This window comes from Caulobacter sp. GW821-FHT09B08 (assembly GCF_059418225.1).
In genome coordinates this window covers 722191-738040 of sequence record NZ_JBWKPL010000001.1, presented here as the reverse complement: position 1 = coordinate 738040, position 15850 = coordinate 722191, and the positions used below count along the sequence as shown (strand labels likewise).

Annotated in this window: 16 protein-coding genes; 3 read left to right on the top strand and 13 right to left on the bottom strand. The window is 70.8% G+C overall.

Translation table 11 applies throughout. The features are described from left to right. Positions 1-250: 250 nt before the first annotated feature. The 4 genes from AC07OA_RS03550 to AC07OA_RS03535 form a co-directional block, all read right to left on the bottom strand. The gene (locus tag AC07OA_RS03550) at positions 251-421 is read right to left on the bottom strand and encodes a hypothetical protein (protein ID WP_494662376.1); all 171 of its coding nucleotides are present in this window, start codon (positions 419-421) and stop codon (positions 251-253) included. 64 nt (positions 422-485) lie between these two features. Then, the gene (locus tag AC07OA_RS03545; RefSeq protein ID WP_494662375.1) at positions 486-830 is read right to left on the bottom strand and encodes a hypothetical protein; all 345 of its coding nucleotides are present in this window, start codon (positions 828-830) and stop codon (positions 486-488) included. A 212-nt stretch (positions 831-1042) separates the two neighbouring features. Then, positions 1043-1804: a LytTR family DNA-binding domain-containing protein gene (locus tag AC07OA_RS03540; protein ID WP_494662374.1), complete on the bottom strand. Its 762-nt coding sequence runs from the start codon at positions 1802-1804 to the stop codon at positions 1043-1045. Positions 1805-1857: 53 nt separating this feature from the next. Next, positions 1858-2538, bottom strand: a complete 681-nt coding sequence (locus tag AC07OA_RS03535) for a DUF2306 domain-containing protein (RefSeq protein ID WP_494662373.1) — start codon at positions 2536-2538, stop codon at positions 1858-1860. 115 nt (positions 2539-2653) lie between these two features. Between AC07OA_RS03535 and purD the strand changes: the two genes are divergently transcribed. Continuing rightward, entirely contained in the window at positions 2654-3937 is a 1284-nt protein-coding gene (gene purD, locus AC07OA_RS03530; protein WP_494662372.1) for a phosphoribosylamine--glycine ligase, read from the top strand. 204 nt (positions 3938-4141) lie between these two features. Beyond that, positions 4142-5224 carry a phosphotransferase gene (locus AC07OA_RS03525; protein WP_494662371.1) on the top strand — a complete coding sequence of 361 codons (1083 nt, stop codon included), beginning with the start codon at positions 4142-4144 and terminating at the stop codon, positions 5222-5224. Positions 5225-5353: 129 nt separating this feature from the next. Here AC07OA_RS03525 and lpxK read toward each other — a convergent pair whose 3' ends face one another. The 6 genes from lpxK to AC07OA_RS03495 are packed head-to-tail and all read right to left on the bottom strand — an operon-like array spanning position 5354 to position 12486. After that, a complete protein-coding gene (lpxK, locus tag AC07OA_RS03520; protein WP_494662370.1) occupies positions 5354-6361 on the bottom strand; it encodes a tetraacyldisaccharide 4'-kinase in 1008 nt (335 codons plus the stop codon). Beyond that, positions 6358-7626, bottom strand: a complete 1269-nt coding sequence (locus tag AC07OA_RS03515) for a 3-deoxy-D-manno-octulosonic acid transferase (protein ID WP_494662369.1) — start codon at positions 7624-7626, stop codon at positions 6358-6360. The genes lpxK and AC07OA_RS03515 overlap by 4 nt, the downstream gene beginning before the upstream one ends. Continuing rightward, on the bottom strand, positions 7623-8630 hold the full coding sequence (locus AC07OA_RS03510) for a cation diffusion facilitator family transporter (protein ID WP_494662368.1): 1008 nt from the start codon (positions 8628-8630) through the stop codon (positions 7623-7625). The genes AC07OA_RS03515 and AC07OA_RS03510 overlap by 4 nt, the downstream gene beginning before the upstream one ends. A 31-nt stretch (positions 8631-8661) precedes the next feature. Beyond that, a complete protein-coding gene (locus tag AC07OA_RS03505) occupies positions 8662-9978 on the bottom strand; it encodes a M1 family metallopeptidase (protein WP_494662367.1) in 1317 nt (438 codons plus the stop codon). After that, positions 9968-10681: a lysophospholipid acyltransferase family protein gene (locus AC07OA_RS03500; RefSeq protein WP_494662366.1), complete on the bottom strand. Its 714-nt coding sequence runs from the start codon at positions 10679-10681 to the stop codon at positions 9968-9970. Before AC07OA_RS03500 ends, AC07OA_RS03505 begins: the two co-directional genes overlap by 11 nt. Next, a complete protein-coding gene (locus AC07OA_RS03495; protein WP_494662365.1) occupies positions 10678-12486 on the bottom strand; it encodes an ABC transporter ATP-binding protein in 1809 nt (602 codons plus the stop codon). Before AC07OA_RS03495 ends, AC07OA_RS03500 begins: the two co-directional genes overlap by 4 nt. Positions 12487-12624: 138 nt before the next feature. On the opposite strand from AC07OA_RS03495, the gene AC07OA_RS03490 reads away from it, so the two are divergent. Beyond that, on the top strand, positions 12625-13290 hold the full coding sequence (locus AC07OA_RS03490) for a protein tyrosine phosphatase family protein (RefSeq protein WP_494662364.1): 666 nt from the start codon (positions 12625-12627) through the stop codon (positions 13288-13290). A gap of 177 nt (positions 13291-13467) precedes the next feature. On the opposite strand, the gene AC07OA_RS03485 is transcribed toward AC07OA_RS03490, so the two are convergent. The 3 genes from AC07OA_RS03485 to AC07OA_RS03475 are packed head-to-tail and all read right to left on the bottom strand — an operon-like array spanning position 13468 to position 15830. Continuing rightward, positions 13468-13692 (bottom strand): DUF4170 domain-containing protein, encoded by a 225-nt coding sequence (locus AC07OA_RS03485; protein ID WP_494662363.1) that lies wholly within the window; start codon positions 13690-13692, stop codon positions 13468-13470. A 30-nt stretch (positions 13693-13722) separates the two neighbouring features. Next, a complete protein-coding gene (locus AC07OA_RS03480; RefSeq protein WP_494662362.1) occupies positions 13723-14502 on the bottom strand; it encodes a 3'(2'),5'-bisphosphate nucleotidase CysQ in 780 nt (259 codons plus the stop codon). Further along, the gene (locus AC07OA_RS03475; RefSeq protein WP_494662361.1) at positions 14499-15830 is read right to left on the bottom strand and encodes a TldD/PmbA family protein; all 1332 of its coding nucleotides are present in this window, start codon (positions 15828-15830) and stop codon (positions 14499-14501) included. Before AC07OA_RS03475 ends, AC07OA_RS03480 begins: the two co-directional genes overlap by 4 nt. Between the last annotated feature and the right edge of the window lie 20 nt (positions 15831-15850).

Genomic DNA, 15850 nt, shown 5'->3' with positions numbered 1-15850 from the left:
TTCGACCCGTTTCGGACCAAGATCCCTCTCCCCTTGCGGGAGAGGGTGGCCCCACGAAGTGGGGTCGGGTGAGGGGTCTCTCAGAACTCTCCGGACAGGGCTTTCGACCCCTCATCCGACCTGCTTCGCAGGCCACCTTCTCCCGCAAGGGGAGAAGGATTCATGTCGGCTCATCACCCCTCTCTGACCTTTGGAACGTCTGCTCGTCGATGCTTCATCCGGGACGGATGGAAGGCGGGAGGGGAGGCTGCTACCCCTTCGGCGCCAGGTCCGGTCGCGACGCCAGGAAGGCGGCGCGTTCTTCGGCGGTCATGACCTTGGCGGTCTTGCGCCGCGTCACCTTCGGCGTGGGGCGGGCATAGGCCGTGGTCTGGCCGGGCGATGGCTTCAGGTCGGCCAGGCTCTTGATCGGCGGCTTCATGCGGTCCCCCAAGTGATGGGGGAAGACTATGCCACGGCCGATGACGATTGCATGGCGTCTTCGGCTAAAGCCGCGCCCGCCCGCCGCCCTTCAGCCTGTCCAGCGCCCGGCGGGACTGCTCCGCCTGAGGCGCCAGGGGAGCTTCGACCGGCCCCAGAGCGGCGCTGAAGGCCGAGGCGACGGTCGCCGCCGGCGCCGCGCGGGGGCGGGGCACGATCTGGGCCACCTTGCGGGCCATGGCGGCCAGGTCGCCGATGGCCTTGGCCTTGTCGCGGGTCTGGCGGATCTCGGCCGGATCGTCGCTGGCCTCCAGGATCGCCCAGAGCGCGTCGAGGGCGGCCATCAGCTTGGTCTGCAGGGCCTGGCTCCAGGCCAGGGATGGGGCGGGGGTGTTTTGGATCTGGGTCATGACCCCAGTGTGAGGCCCTCCCGGAGGGTGGGGATAAGAAACGTGCGTTTTCCTGCAAGGGATTGAATTCGTGAAGGTCTGTCTCGGCGGGAGCGGGGATGGAGACGCCTCGTCCGACTTGGGGGCGACCGTGGGGTGAGTGTGTGTCCCCACCCCCGGCCATGGCGTCCTGTGGATAACTTCCGCACAGCCGGCCACCAGGGCCGCCCTGGCTACCGCCCCAGCCGCCTCAGCAGTTCGTCCCGGTACGTCCGGCTGGTCACCACTTCCGCGCCGCTTTCCATCGTCAGCCGCCAGGAGCCGTCCGACAGCGGGGCGGCCTCGGCGACGCGGGCCAGGTTGACCAAAGTCGAGCGGTGGCCTCGGGCGAAGACGCGGGGGTCGAGGCGCTCCTCCAGGCCCTGCAGGGTGGCGCGCAACAAGCCTTCGCGATCGGCCCAGTGGACCACGACATAGTTGTCGGCGGCGGCGAACCATTCGACGGCCGCGACCTCCACCGGGACCCGGCGCGAACCGGTCATGACCATCAGGCGCTCGGTCGCGGGCGGGGGCGGGGTCCGGCGCGCCTCGGCGAGGGCGGCTTCCAGCAGGTCGGCGCGGGCGCGGGCCAGGGTCGCCCGGCGGTGGTGGGCGGCGGCCAGGCCCACGGCGACCATGGCGGTGTAGAGCAGGATGCAGACCGGCGCGCGCGAGAGGGCGCGGCTCCAGGGATCGCCGGCCCCGGCCAGCAGGCCGTCCAGGCCGGTGGTGGCCAGGGCCTCCAACGCCACCACGCCCGGCATGGCCAGGGTCAGGGCCGTCAGCCCGCGCGCGCCCGTCCCCCAGCGCCGCAGCATCCACCAGACCAGCCCCGCCGTCGGCAGCCAGGCGGCGTAGATGGCCCCCTGCCACAGCAGCGAGGCGCCGAGGCTCAGGTCGAAGCCCCGCTGGGCGGCGAACCGCCGGGCGAACCAGGCGGCCGTCACCGTGGTCACGCCGTAACTGTAGATCCCGAAGGCCCAGACCCACGCGGCGGTCGGCAGGCGGCTCAGGCGCTCGCCCAGCGCCGATCGCGCCGCCGCCGGATCGCCAGCGTCGCGATCCAGATCGCCGCCATGGGTTGGAACAGCAGGGTCGGCCAGAGTTGACTCCACGGCGTGGGCAGGAAGGTCAGGAAATTGCCCGAGAAGGCGCTGATCACCGCCCCGTACGCGCTCAGCATCTTCACAAGGTGCTCGTAGGTCCAGAGGTCCGGGGAAAAAGGCCAGTCCAGCGGCCGGGCGAACCGCCACAGGTCCCAGGCGCCGTAGGTGAAGGCGGCATAGACCAGGGCCGCGCTGACCGCCGCCTTGTTCCCCGTGCGCCCCTGGATCACCGGGACCAGCACCCAGACGCCGACCGCCACGACGGCCAGGGTGGCGATCCAGTCCAGGGCCTTGGCCCGCTGGCGAGGATCCAGGTCCGGCCGCTTGCGCCCCAGCACCCGCAGGCCCGAGAACAGGGTGATGCTCGCCGTCGCCGACAGGGCGGCGAAATAGGCGTTGAAGTGCAGGGCGGTCATCACCCAGGCGGCGGCCAGCAGGATGGTCATCAGGATCGCGAACAGCCGCCCTGACGCCCTGTGCAGGCGCGAGCCCTTGCGGCTCAGGATCGGGACCAGTCCGGTGGCCACGGCCAGGAAGCCGCAGCCGATGTGCAGGGCGAGGGCGGGGGAGAAGAGCTGGGTCATGGGACGAGCGTGGCGGCGCGGAACGTTCGCCTCCACGCCGTTGGGGTGGGTCGCGGCGGACGGGGGCCAATCGCTGTCTTGACCCCGCGCCTCCCCCGCGCGACATCCCCGCCTCATGGAAAAGCTGAACATCCTCCTCGTCGGGTCCGGCGGGCGCGAGCACGCCCTGGCCTGGAAGATCGCCCAGTCGCCGTTGTGCGGGCGCCTCGTCGCCGCTCCGGGCAATCCCGGCATAGCCGCCGTCGCCGAGCTGCGCTCCGTGAAGGTCACCGACGTGGCGGGGCTGGTGGCCCTGGCCCGGGAGATCGCCGCCGACCTGGTGGTGGTGGGTCCGGAATCGGCGCTGGAGGTCGGCCTGGCCGACGAACTGGCCAAGGTCGGCATCCCCTGTTTCGGCGGCAGCGCCCAGGCGGCGCAGCTGGAGACCTCCAAGGCCTTCACCAAGGACTTCTGCGCCCGCCACGGCCTGCCGACGGCGGCCTATGGCGTGTTCACCGACGCGGCCTCGGCCGGGACGTTCCTGGACACCCTGGAAGCGCCGTTCGTGATCAAGGCCGACGGCCTGGCCGCCGGCAAGGGCGTGACCATCGCCGCCACGCGCGAAGAGGCCGACGCCGCCGTGCTGGACATGCTGGGCGGTCGCTTCGGCTCGGCCGGGGCGCGCGTGGTGATCGAGGAGTTCATGCACGGCGAGGAGGCCTCGCTGTTCGCGATCTGCGACGGCAAGACCGCCGTCCTGTTCGGCGCGGCCCAGGACCACAAGCGCGCCTATGACGGCGACGAAGGCCCCAACACCGGCGGCATGGGCACCTATTCGCCCCCGCCGGTGCTGACCGACGCCCTGGTCGAGCAGGCCTGGCGCGAGCTGGTGGTCCCCACCGTCGAGGGCATGGCCGCCGAGGGGCGTCCCTATGTGGGCGTGCTCTATGCCGGGCTGATGCTGACGCCGACGGGCCCCAAGCTCGTCGAATACAACGCCCGCTTCGGCGATCCCGAATGCCAGACCCTGATGCTGCGGCTTGAGAGCGATCTCGTCCCGCTGCTGCTGGCCGCCGCCAAGGGCGAGCTGGCCTTGGCCGAGCCTCCGAAGTGGCGCGACGAGGCGGCGATCTGCGTCGTGCTGGCCGCCGAGGGCTATCCCGACGCGCCCAAGACCGGCGGCCTGATCCAGGGCGCCGACAGCGAGTTCGGCGGCGAGGCCGTGATCTTCCACGCCGGCACGACCCGCGACGCCGACGGCCGCCTGGTGGCTTCGGGCGGCCGCGTGCTGAACGTCTGCGCCCTGGGCGCGACCCTGCACGAGGCCCGCGACGTGGCCTATGCGGCGCTGGGGACGGTGTCGCTGGAGGGCGGGTTCTATCGCAGCGACATCGGCTGGCGGGCGCTGAGCCAGCACTAGGTTCTGATCCTTCCCCCTTGATGGGGGAAGGTGGCCGCGAAGCGGTCGGATGGGGGTGAACGCGTAGCGTTCGAGACACCGTCGCCGCCGCAGTCACCCCCATCCCCGACCCTTCCCCCATCAAGGGGGAAGGGGGCATTTGGGATTGCGCCCGCCGCCCCACCCTCTAAACTCCCTTTCAAACAAGCGTTGGGGAGAACAGCGATGGCCGTGGCCGAACAGTCCGCCCAGGACATGAACTCGGGCACCAAGCCCGTCGACCCGCGCCACGCCATCGACGAGGCCAGGCTGGCGACCTGGCTTGAAGCCAATGTCGAGGGCTATGCCGGCCCGCTGGAGGTGCGCCAGTTCAAGGGCGGCCAGTCCAACCCCACCTACCAGCTGGTCACGCCCGCCAAGAAATACGTCCTGCGCCGCAAGCCGCCCGGCAAGCTGCTGCCCAGCGCCCATGCCGTCGACCGCGAGTTCAAGGTGATCTCGGGGCTGAACAAGGCGAACTTCCCCGTCGCCAAGGCCTACGCCCTGTGCATGGACGAGGACGTGATCGGCACGATCTTCTACGTGATGGACAATGTGGAAGGCCGCATCCTCTGGGACGGGACCCTGCCCGACTACGCCCCCGCCGAGCGCCGGGCGATCTACGAGGCCGAGATCGCCACCCTGGCGGCCCTGCACACTGTCGACTACGCCGCCGTGGGCCTGGCCGACTACGGCAAGCCGGGCAACTACTTCGCCCGCCAGATCGACCGCTGGACCAAGCAGTACAAGGCGTCCGAGACCAAGACGATCGAGGAGATGGACCGGCTGATCGACTTCCTGCCGAAAAGCTGCCCGCCCGACGACCAGACCTCGATCGTCCATGGCGACTACCGCCTGGACAACATGATCCTGCACGCCACCGAGCCGCGCGTGGTGGCGGTGCTGGACTGGGAACTGTCGACCCTGGGCAACCCGCTGGCCGACTTCAGCTACTTCCTGATGAACTGGGTGATGCCGTCCGACCAGCGGGGCGGCCTGGCCGAGATCCAGGACCTGACCGCCTATGGCGTGCCCACCATTCCCGAGGCCGTGGCGCAGTATTGCAAGGCGACGGGCCGCGACGGCCTGCCGAACCTGGACTGGTACTTCAGCTACAACCTCTTCCGCCTGGCGGGCATCTGCCAGGGCATCGTGGGGCGGGTGCGGGATGGGACGGCGGCCAGCGCGCATGCCGAGCTGATGGAGGCCCGGGTGCCGGTGCTGGCGCGCGGAGCGTGGGAGTTCGCCAAGAAGGCGGGGGCGCAATAAGCCCCCTTCCCCCTTGATGGGGGAAGGGCTGGGGATGGGGGTGACAGCGCTACAGGATCGAGCGCGAGCCTTGCCTCCGCGATCACCCTCACCCCCGACCCCTCCCCCATCAAGGGGGAGGGGAGAGTCTCAAAGCCCCGCCTTCTCCAGCAGCCGCCCCAGCGCCGCCTCGTCCTCGAACCTTGCCCGCACGGGCCACGGCGTCACGCGATCCCGCCATTCCGCCGGCAGCCGCACCCAGTCCTTCTCCGTCGTCACCAGCCCGGCGCTGAAGCTCTGAGCGCGTTCCCACAGGAACTTCAGCGTCGCCTCGTCGTAGTCGCCGTGGTCGGGATAAGGCGCGAAGTCCACCAGGTGGCAGCCGGCCGCCTTCAGCGAGCGCTCCACCTTCCAGGGCTTGCCGATGCCGGCGAAGCCCAGCTGGCGGCCCTTGGGCGGCGGCGTGGCCGGCTCCAGGCGGGCGATCAGCACCGGGGTGTCGCCCAGCAGGGCCAGCAGTTCGGGATCGGCCGTCGGCAGGTCGGCCGGCAACAGCACGATGGCCGCGTCGGCCCGGGCCAGGCCCACGTTCAGCGGCTCGCGCATCGGCCCGGCGGGGAACACCCGGCCGTCGCCGAACGGCCACTCGTCGTCGCGGGTCTCGCCGTCGATCACCACGAACGACAGCGTCTTGCGCAGGTCGGGGTTCTGGTGGCCGTCGTCCATGACCACCACCTCGGCGCCGTTGGCGGCCGCCTTGCGCGCGCCCAGCACCCGGTCGCGCGACACCCAGATCGGGAAGTCCTGGGCCAGCATCAGCGGCTCGTCGCCCACGTCCTTGGCGGTGTGGCGGGAGGGATTGACCCGGGTCGGGCCCTTCAGCCGACCGCCATAGCCGCGCGACAGGCCGTGAGCCCTTCGGCCACGTTGAGACAGGGTCAGCAAGAGCTCGCGCACGATGGGCGTCTTGCCCACCCCGCCGACCGTCAGATTGCCCACGCAGATCACCGCGCAGTCGGCCCCGCGCGGCTGGGCGCGGGCGATGCGGCGGGCGGTCTCCGCGGCCCAGATCCACGACAGCGGGGTCAGGAGGGCGCGGGTGACCGGGCTGGGCGCGCCGTCGCGGCGGTACCACCAGCGGGGTGTGGCCAGCTTCATGCGGCGTCTCCCGCGTCCAGCAGGGCGACGATGCGGTCCAGCGCCGCCCGGGCCTCGGCGTCGCGGCGGACCGTGAAGATCCGGGCGCGGCCGGCCTGGGACTTCAGGGCTTCCGGGTTTGCCAGCAGCCCCGCCAGGCGCTCGCCCAGCACCGAGCCGTCGGCGAAGGCCACGCCCTCGGCGGCGCGCAGCTCGGCATAGGCGGTCAGCCAGTTCTCGATGTGAGGGCCCGAGACGATGGGACACTCCAGCCGCGCCGGCTCCAGCGGATTGTGGCCGCCGATCCCCGGGACCAGGCTGCCGGCCACCACGGCCAGGTCGGCCAGGCGGTACCAGAGGCCGAGCTCGCCCAGGGTGTCGGCCACCATCACCTCGGCGCTGTCGTCGGGCTCCTGGCTGCGGAGGGACACGGTGGCGCCGGTGGCCAGAGCCATGTCGGCGACGGCGGGGCCGCGCTCGGGATGGCGGGGCACGATGACCAGGTGCGGACGATCCTCAAGGGCGCGCCAGGCGGCCAGCACGATCTCGTCCTCGCCCGGATGGGTGCTGGCGGCCAGCAGCACCGGATGGTCGCTGAGCCGCACGCGGAGGCTGGCCAGGGCCGCCTCGTCGACCGGCAACGGGTCCGAGCCGAACTTCAGGTCCGCCTCGCCGGCCACCCGGCCGCCCAGGCTGCGCAGGCGCTCGGCCGCGCGGCCGTCCTGGGCCAGGATCAGGTCGAAGCCGCCGAATAGTTCGTGGGCCGCGAACGGCCGCGCCCGCCAGCCGTCATAGCTCTTGTCCGACAGCTTGGCCGAGACCAGGGCCAGTTTCACCCCGCGCGCCTTGGCGGCCAGCAGGAGGTTCGGCCACAGCTCGCTCTCGACGAAAACCGCCAGGTCGGGCCGCCAGTGGTCCAGGAACCGCCGGGCGCCGCCGGGCGTGTCGACCGGCAGATATTGATGGATCGCGCCTTCCGGCAGACGGCGGGCCAGGAGCTCTGCCGAGGTGACGGTGCCGGAGCTCACCAATACAACCACGTCCGGCCGCTCGGTCCGCAGGCGCTCCACCAGGGGCAGGATCGACAGGCTCTCGCCGACGCTGGCGCCGTGCAGCCAGACGAGGCGACCGGGCGGGCGGGCCGTCTTCGGCTTGCCCAGCCGCTCGTGCAGCCGCGCGCGGTCTTCCTTGCCGGCCTTGGCGCGGCGGGCCAGGACCAGCGGCGCGAACGGCTCCAGCGCGGTGGTGGCCACGCGATAGAGCTGCAGGGAAAGGGGAAGGCTCACACCGCGTCCGCGTGGGCCAGGTGGCAGGTGGCCACGCCCCCGCTCTCGACCTGGATGGTCACGTGCCCAATGTTGAAGCGGCGGGACATCTCCCCGCAGATGTCGTGCAGGAACTGGTCGTTGTCGGGGTTTTCCGGGCGCACCAGGTGGGCGGTCATGGCGGTCTCGGTGGTGCTCATGGCCCAGATGTGCAGGTCGTGCACCTCGCTGACGCCGGGGCGCTCGGCCAGCCAGGCCTTGACCGCCTTCACGTCGATGCCGCGCGGGGCGGCGTCCAGCGCCAGGTCCAGGCTGTCGCGCAGCAGGCCCCAGGTGCCGATCACGATGACCAGCACGATGCCCAGGCTCACCACCGGGTCCAGCCACAGCCAGCCGGTGGCCCACATGGCCGCGGCGGCCACCACCACGCCCGCCGAGATGGCGGCGTCGGCGGCCATGTGCAGGAAGGCCCCGCGGATGTTGAGGTCGTGCTCGGAGCCCTTCATGAACATCAGGGCCGTGGCGGTGTTGATGACGATGCCGATGGCGGCCACGATCATCACCGGGCCGGTCTCGATGGGCTGGGGATCGGCGAAGCGGCGCGCGGCCTCCCAGGCGATGGCGCCCACGGCCACCAGCAGGAAGACGGCGTTGGTCAGCGAGGCCAGGATCGTGCCCTTGCGCAGGCCGTAGGTGTGGCGCCCGCCCGGCGCCTTCTTGGCCAGGATCACCGCGCCCCAGGCCATGAACAGCCCCAGCACGTCCGACAGGTTATGGCCGGCGTCGGCCAGCAGGGCCAGCGAGTGGGTCATCAGGCCGGCGACCGCCTCGGCCACCACGAAGCCGATGTTCAGCGTCGCGCCGATGGCGAAGGCCTTGCCGAAGTCCTTGGGCGCGTGGCTGTGACCGCCGGGACCGTGATGGTGGTGGCCGTGATCGTGGCCGTGCGCGTGCTTGTGCCCATGGTCGTGACCGTGATCGTGGCCATGGTGGTCGTGCGCGTGGTCGGCGTGGTCGTGCGGCATGGGGTCTTCTTCCCACCAAGGGGCGGACGGATCAATCGCCGCCGAACACCCACTCTGAAAACAGCGGATTAAGGTCCCGGCCGCTGGAGGCTTCCATCGCCCGCTGGAGGTCGCGGCTGGTGACCACCCCGCCCGCGTGGGCGCGAGTGTAGCGCCGCAGCCCGGCCCAGAAGGCCTTCTCGCCCAGGGTGGTCCGCAGGTGGTCCAGGAACAGCGCGCCCTTGCTGTACTGGACGGCGCGCCGCGTCCCCAGGGTGGGATAGGCGCCGTCCCAGGCCAGGGGCTTGTCGAAGCCGGCGGCCCGCGCTTTCTCCAGACGCGCGCGCGCCGTTGTCAGCTCGGCCTCGTAGGCGGCGCGGCCGTAGCGGTGCTCCTTCCAGGCGGCGGTCATGAAGGTGGTGACGCCCTCGTTGAGCCAGAAGTCCTTCAAGCCGTCGCTGGTGACCAGATTGCCCCACCACTGATGGGCCAGTTCGTGGGCGATGGCCCAGTCCTGGGCCGGATCGCCCGGCGCCCCGGGCACGGCCTCGGCGCCCAGCACCGCATAGGTCGCCGCCTCCTGGGCCTCGCGGCCCGCGACGAGGAGTTGGCTGTAGGTCGGGGCGGGCAGGGGCGCGCCGGCCTTGTCGGCGAAGAAGCGGGCCATCGCGCCGGTGTCGGCGAACCGGCGTTTCAGGTCGTCCGGGGCGGCGACGTCGCTCAGATAGGCGAGCCGGGCCGAACCGACCCGCTCCTCGGCGCGGACGAACCGGCCGACCGCGAAGCCGAACAGATAGGGCGAATAGGGGCGGGGCGCCCGCCAGCTCTGAACCTCGCCGCCGCTTGGCAAAGGCCGCCGGGCGACCCGCTCGCCGACCGAGAGCGCGTCCATGCCGGTCGGTACGGTCAGGTCCAGCGCGAACTCGGCCTTGTCGCCGAAGCGCTCCTGCGGACAGACCATCCAGTCGCAGGCGAAATAGCTGGTGTAGAGCGCGGTCGCCGAGCCCTCGAAACCGCGCGCGGGGCGGCCGTGATAGGCCAGCTCCAGCCGCACCACGCGCCCGCGCGCCAGCGGCGCGGGCAGGTCGAAGCTCAGGCCGCCGGCGCCGGCGCTTACGGCCACCGGCGCGCCGTCCAACGTGGCGCTGTCGATGGTCAGGGCGTTGGCCGAGAAGCTCAGCCGCCGCAGTCCGTCGCCGGTGGCGCGCAGGGTGATCGTCTCGCGGCCGGCGACCGTCCGGTTGGCGACGTCCGGCGTCAGGGCCAGGTCGTAGCGCGTCACGTCGAAGCCGTCGCCGGGCGCGGCGGCGGCCACGGCGGGGCTCAGGAGCAGAGCCAGGGCGACCAGGCCCGCGGCCCTAGACGACATCCGGCTCCAGCCCCACGATCTCTTCCGCCCGCCGGGTCACGGCCGACAGTTGGGCCGCCCAGTCGTCGACCAGGGCGTCGGGGTCGTCGCCCCGGCCGGCGGCCGTGGGCGCGCTCCAGACCATGGCGGCCTTGGCGAAGGGCAGGGGGATCACCGTGCGGTCCCACGAGCCCAGGCGCAGGCAGGGCTTGGCGGCCAGGCCCACGAAGATCACCGGGGCGCCGGTGACCCGGGCCAGGGACGGGGTGCCCTTCTCCATGCGCTCGGCCGGGCCGCGCGGGCCGTCGGGGGTGATGGCCACGCCGCCGCCGTCCTTGACCCACTTGATCATGTCGCGGAAGGCCTGCTCGCCGTGCTTGTTCTTGGCCGGGTCGGACTTCTTGGTCGACGAGCCCCGGATCGAGGGGAAGCCCAGCTTCTCGACGGTCTGGGCGATGAACTCGCCGTCGGCCGAGCGCGAGATCAGGGCCCGCATGTCCTGGCGCGACGGGTCCTGCGGCCAGGTCAGCGGCGACATCGGGATGCGCGCGTGCCAGAAGCAGAGGATCGCGCCCGAGCCGGTCTCGCGACCCTTCGCCCAGACGTCTTCGGCGTGCTCCTGGCCCTCGCGGGTCATGCGCAGGGTGTGGAAGACGAGCTTGGAGTAGCCGGCGAAGATCGACGACAGGATCGTGATCACCAGGGGCCAGCGCAGAGGCCTCATTCGGCGTTCTCCGGCAGATGGTCCAGGTCCTGGGCCTTGGCCAGGCGCGCATAGAGCCCCTTCTGGCGCACCAGGGCCGCGTGGGTCCCGGTCTCCACGACCCGGCCCCGGTCGATCACGTAGATGCGGTCGGCGCCCTTCACGGTCGACAGGCGGTGGGCGATCAGGATGGTGGTGCGGCCGGCCATCAGCCGCTCCAGCGCCGCCTGGACCTGGGCCTCGCTCTCGGTGTCGAGCGCGCTGGTGGCCTCGTCCAGCAGCAGGATCGGGGCGTCCTTGAGGAAGGCCCGGGCGATGGCGATGCGCTGGCGCTGGCCGCCCGACAGCCGCGCCCCGGCCTCGCCGACGATGGTGTCGTAGCCCAGCGGCAGGTCGGAGATGAAGTCGTGGGCCGCCGCCTGGCGGGCCGCCGCCTCGATCTCGTCCTCGGCCGCCCCCGGGCGGGCATAGGCGATGTTGGCGCGGATGGTGTCGTCGAACAGGAACGGCTCCTGGGTGACCAGGGCGATGCGGTCGCGCAAGCTGGCCAGGGTCACGCCGCGCACGTCGTGGCCGTCGATGGTCACCGCCCCGCCGGTGACGTCGTAGAAGCGCGGGATCAGGTTCAGCAGCGAGCTCTTGCCGCCGCCCGAGGGGCCGACCAGGGCGATGGTCTCGCCCCGGCTGGCGGTGATCGAGACGTCGTGCAGGGCCGGAGCGTTCTCGCCATAGGCAAAGCTGACGTTCTCGAACGCGATGGTCGCCTCGCCGGGCGGCAGGGCCTTGGCGTCGGCGGGATCGACGATGGTGGCCTCGACGTCCAACTGCTGGAACAGGCGCCGGGCGGCGGTCAGGCCCTCGCTGAACACCGTCTGCAGGTTGGCCACCTGGCGCAGCGACTGGGCGGCCATCAGCAGCGCCGTCAGGAAGGCGAAGAACACCCCGGCGGTCATCGGCTTCAGCGTGAACGGCCCCAGGGCCAGGGCGCCGCTGGTGGCCCGCCAGCCGGCATAGACGAAGACCAGGGCCACCAGGATCGTGGTGAAGCTCTCGGTGGCCGGGGCGGCCATGGCCTTGGCGTTGGAGCCCTTGATCAGGTGGCGCTGGCGGCGCTCGACCACCTGGGCCACGCGCGCCTCCTCGTAGGCCTCGCGGTTCTCCATCTTGACGATCTTGACCCCGTCCAGGCTCTCCATGATCGCGGTCGACAGGTTGGAGGTCTCGCCCATGGCGCCCTTGGCGGCCTTGGTGGTGCGCTTGGAGAACCGCCGCATGATCAGGCTGGCCAGGGGCGCCACCAGCAGGATGGCGGCGGCCAGCAGCGGGTCGAAGCCGAACATCGCCACCAGCGCCCCGATCACGGTCAGGAACTCGCGCACATAGTTGACCACGCCGGTGGTCGCCGCCTCGCGGATCAGGCCGGCGTCATAGAGCACCGAGGCGACGTAGGAGCCGGAATGGGCGCCGCGCAGCCGGGCCAGGTCCGAGCGAACCAGCTTGCCGAACAGGCGCACCTGCATGTCGCCGACCACGCCGTTGCCGATGCGGTTGATCAGGTTGGCCTGGATCACCTGGAACAGGCCCCGGCCCAGGGCCAGGCCCGCGATGGTCAGGGGGATGGCCCAGATCGCGCCGGGCTTGGGGTGGGTGATCAACTGGTCGATGGCCGGCTCGATGATCCGGGCCAGCTGGACGCTGAGCTGGGCCACCACGGCGGCGCACAGCACCGATACCACCAGGCCCTTCCAGCGCGGACGCAGGAAGTCGCGCCAGATCCGCGCGGCGAGGGCGCGGTTGGTGGCTTGCGGCGCTGTGGGATCGGTCATGCGGCCAGGGGTCGGATTTCGGGGCGGGACTGTCAAGCTGGGCTATGGCCTGTCATTGCGGCGGGGGTGCGGCGCTGTGGCTTTTGCATTACAGGGCTGTGGCGCCTACTTAGGCCTCTTCACCGAAGGACCGACCGCTTGCCCGGCTACGACACCTCCACCCGCTGGGGACGTTTCAAGACCTACCTGTCGTACCTGTGGAACGACCACGCCTATCTGCGCCTGGGCTTCAAGAACGACCACTGGATCAGCCCCGAACTGGTGCGCACCAACCAGCCCTGGCCCCACCAGCTGGCCGAGTGGAAGAAGAAGGGCGTCAAGACGATCATCAACCTGCGCGGCGGGTTCGACGGCAGCTTCTACGCGCTCGAGAAATACGCCTGCGAGAAGCAGGGCCTGAAGATGGTCGACTTCGTGATCACCTCGCGCGAGGTGCCGATCAAGGAGCGAGTGCTGGGGGCGCGCGACCTGTTCGAGAGCATCGAATATCCGGCCCTGCTGCACTGCAAGTCCGGCGCGGACCGGGCGGGCATCATGAGCGTGCTCTACTGCCACTACCGCCTGGGCATGCCCATCGAGGAGGCCCTGGAGCAGCTGTCGTTCAAGTACCTGCACATCAAGCAGGGCAAGACGGGGGTGCTGGACTACACCTTCGAACGCTACCTGACCGACGCGGCCCCCAAGGGCCTGACCTTCACCCAGTGGGTGGAGAGTCCCGACTACGACCCCGTGAAGATCAAGGCCGACTTCCGGGCTGGGATGATCGGCGGGATCGTGACGGAAGGGATCTTGCGTAGAGAATAATCCCTCTCCCCTTGCGGGAGAGGGTGGCCCCACGGAGTGGGGTCGGGTGAGGGGTTGAAGAACAGAAAAGCCGCGACAAGCCGAAAGGCCGGTCGCGGCTTTTGTCGTCTGTGCGACCCCTCATCCGTCAGCCTTCGGCTGACACCTTCTCCCGCAAGGGGAGAAGGATCAGGACGATCAGTCCGTGCTCGGATCCAGCAGCTTGTGCGCGTGGATGATGAAGTAGCGCGCGTGGGCGTTGTCGACGGTGGCCTGGGCCTTGGCCTTCCAGGCGGCGTGGGCGTCGGCGTAGGTGGCGTAGGCGCCGACGAATTCCACCTGGGACAGGTCGCGGAATTCGATATCGGAAACGTTCTTCAGTTCGCCGCCGATCACGAGATGAAGAAGCTGCTTGTCGGACATAGGGGGGAATATCCTGCGCGGAAGTTATCGTTATGGCAGGTCGATATGCCCGACGCGTGACAGGATCAACGGCTGAAGCGCCCGATTGGCGCAAACCACGCTCGGAAGCAGCGGAATTGTCCGATTATAGGTGAAGGATCGGCCCAGATGGTCGGTCAGGACCGCCCCCGCACGCGCGCAGATCAGGTCGGCGGCGGCCAGGTCCCACTCGTTCTTGGCCGACAAGGCGATGGCGGCGTCGAAGCGGCCGTCGGCCACCAGGCACAGGCGATAGGCGATGGAGTTGCGGCTCTCCACCCGCATCGGCGGCCACGGGGTGGGCCAGGACGGGTGCACGAACATCCGCGCGTCGCCCAGCATGGCCGCGTCGTCCAGCGTCGTGGCGACGCCGGGCGCGATGGGCGCGCCGTTCAGCGTGGCCTCGCCTTCGGCGGTGGCGGCGTAGAGCTCGTCCAGGGCCGGGGCGTAGACCACCCCGGCGACGGGGCGTCCGGCCTCGACCACGGCGATGGAGACCGAGAACCACGGCTTGCCCTTCATATAGGCGGCCGTGCCGTCGATGGGATCGACCAGGAACTGGCGGGTGGTGGACAGGCGCGCCGGGTCGTCGACCGTCTCCTCCGACAGCCAGCCATAGTCGGGACGGGCCGCACGCAGGCGGTCCTTCAGCAGGGCGTCCACCGCCAGGTCGGCGTCGGTGACCGGCGAGCCGCCGTCCTTGGACCAGATCTTCAGGCCGCCCTCGCGCGCCGAGACCGCCAGGGCCCCGGCCTCGCGCGCGGCGTCGAGGATCAGGTCCAGGTCGGTCATTTGCCGGCGATCGCCAGGGCGTCGACCAGCAGGGACGGGCTGTTGCTGGCCCCCCGGATCTCCAGGTCCGAGCCGGGAACCAGGCGGGCGTAGATGTCGATCAGGTTGCCGGCCACGGTGATCTCGGTGACCGGACCGGTGGAGACGCCGTTCTCGAACCAGAAGCCCGAGCAGCCCACCGACCAGTCGCCGGTGTTGCCGTTCAGCGAGGGACCGAACATCGAGGTCACCAGGAGGCCCGTGCCCGCGTCGGCCATCAGGCCCGGCAGGTCTTGCGTGCCCGGCTGCATCGTCAGGTTATGGGTCGAGACGCCCGACGGGCCGGCCAGGCCTCGCGAGGCGTGGCCGGTCGACTGCAGACCCAGCTGCTTGGCCGAGCTGATGTTCATCAGCCAGGTGGTCAGCACGCCGTCGTCGATCAGGTTGCGCTGCTCGCAGGCCACGCCCTCGTCGTCGAACGGGGCCGAGCCCAGGCCGCGCACCCGGAACGGATCGTCCAGCAGGTTCACGCCCTTGGCGAAGATCGCCTGCCCCAGCTTGTCCTTCAGGAACGAGGTGCCGCGGGCGATGGACGGACCCGAGATCGCGCCGATCAGCGGGCTGATCAGCGACATGGCCAGACGATTCTCGAAGATCACCGGAGCGGTGGTCGAGGCGATCTTGCGAGGGTTCAGCTTGGCGACGGCCTGCTCGCCGGCCTTGGCGCCGATGCTCTCGGGGCTGGGCAGGTCGGCGGCGTGGCGGGTCGAGCGGCCCTCGCCGCCCCGCTCCATGCCCGCGCCCTCGCCGGCGATGGCCGAGGCCGAGAGGCCGAAACCGCTGGCCTTGTGCAGGCCGTCGAAGCCCTCGCTGGTGGCCAGCCGCCAGGTCGAGGCGCTCCAGGACGAGCTGCCGCCGTCGGAATTGGTCACGCCTTCGATGGCGCGGGCGGCGGCCTCGGCCTGCCGCGCCTGGTCCTCCAGGGTCTCGGCCGAGGGCTCGGTGGGGTCGAAGAGGTCCAGGTCCTTGAACGGCCCGCGCGCCAGGCGCTCGGCCGGGGCGAGCGCCGCGTAGGGATCCTCCGGCGCCAGGCGGGCCATGGCCACGGCCCGGTCGATCAGCTTGGCGCGGCCCTCGGGCGAGATGTCCGAACCCGACACCGTGGCGCTCTGCTTGCCCACGAAGACACGCAGGCCGATGTCGCGGGATTCCTCGCGCTCGACCTCCTCCAGCTCGCCCAGGCGAACGCTGACGGAGAGGGATTGGCGCTGAGCGAACACGGCTTCGGCGGCGTCGGCGCCGGCCTTGCGCGCGGCGGCGAGCACGTCATGCAACAGGTTTTCGTCCATGGCGTCTTATGGACGAGGCG

Excerpts from the sequence above, each read along its gene's own strand:
- AC07OA_RS03550 (WP_494662376.1), bottom strand. The coding sequence starts at position 421 with ATGAAGCCGCCGATCAAGAGCCTGGCCGACCTGAAGCCATCGCCCGGC.
- AC07OA_RS03510 (WP_494662368.1), bottom strand. The coding sequence starts at position 8,630 with ATGCCGCACGACCACGCCGACCACGCGCACGACCACCATGGCCACGAT.
- AC07OA_RS03535 (WP_494662373.1), bottom strand. The coding sequence starts at position 2,538 with ATGACCCAGCTCTTCTCCCCCGCCCTCGCCCTGCACATCGGCTGCGGC.
- purD (WP_494662372.1), top strand. The coding sequence starts at position 2,654 with ATGGAAAAGCTGAACATCCTCCTCGTCGGGTCCGGCGGGCGCGAGCAC.
- AC07OA_RS03545 (WP_494662375.1), bottom strand. The coding sequence starts at position 830 with ATGACCCAGATCCAAAACACCCCCGCCCCATCCCTGGCCTGGAGCCAG.
- AC07OA_RS03500 (WP_494662366.1), bottom strand. The coding sequence starts at position 10,681 with ATGAGGCCTCTGCGCTGGCCCCTGGTGATCACGATCCTGTCGTCGATC.
- AC07OA_RS03525 (WP_494662371.1), top strand. The coding sequence starts at position 4,142 with ATGGCCGTGGCCGAACAGTCCGCCCAGGACATGAACTCGGGCACCAAG.
- AC07OA_RS03485 (WP_494662363.1), bottom strand. The coding sequence starts at position 13,692 with ATGTCCGACAAGCAGCTTCTTCATCTCGTGATCGGCGGCGAACTGAAG.
- AC07OA_RS03505 (WP_494662367.1), bottom strand. The coding sequence starts at position 9,978 with ATGTCGTCTAGGGCCGCGGGCCTGGTCGCCCTGGCTCTGCTCCTGAGC.
- AC07OA_RS03475 (WP_494662361.1), bottom strand. The coding sequence starts at position 15,830 with ATGGACGAAAACCTGTTGCATGACGTGCTCGCCGCCGCGCGCAAGGCC.
- AC07OA_RS03495 (WP_494662365.1), bottom strand. The coding sequence starts at position 12,486 with ATGACCGATCCCACAGCGCCGCAAGCCACCAACCGCGCCCTCGCCGCG.
- AC07OA_RS03480 (WP_494662362.1), bottom strand. The coding sequence starts at position 14,502 with ATGACCGACCTGGACCTGATCCTCGACGCCGCGCGCGAGGCCGGGGCC.
- lpxK (WP_494662370.1), bottom strand. The coding sequence starts at position 6,361 with ATGAAGCTGGCCACACCCCGCTGGTGGTACCGCCGCGACGGCGCGCCC.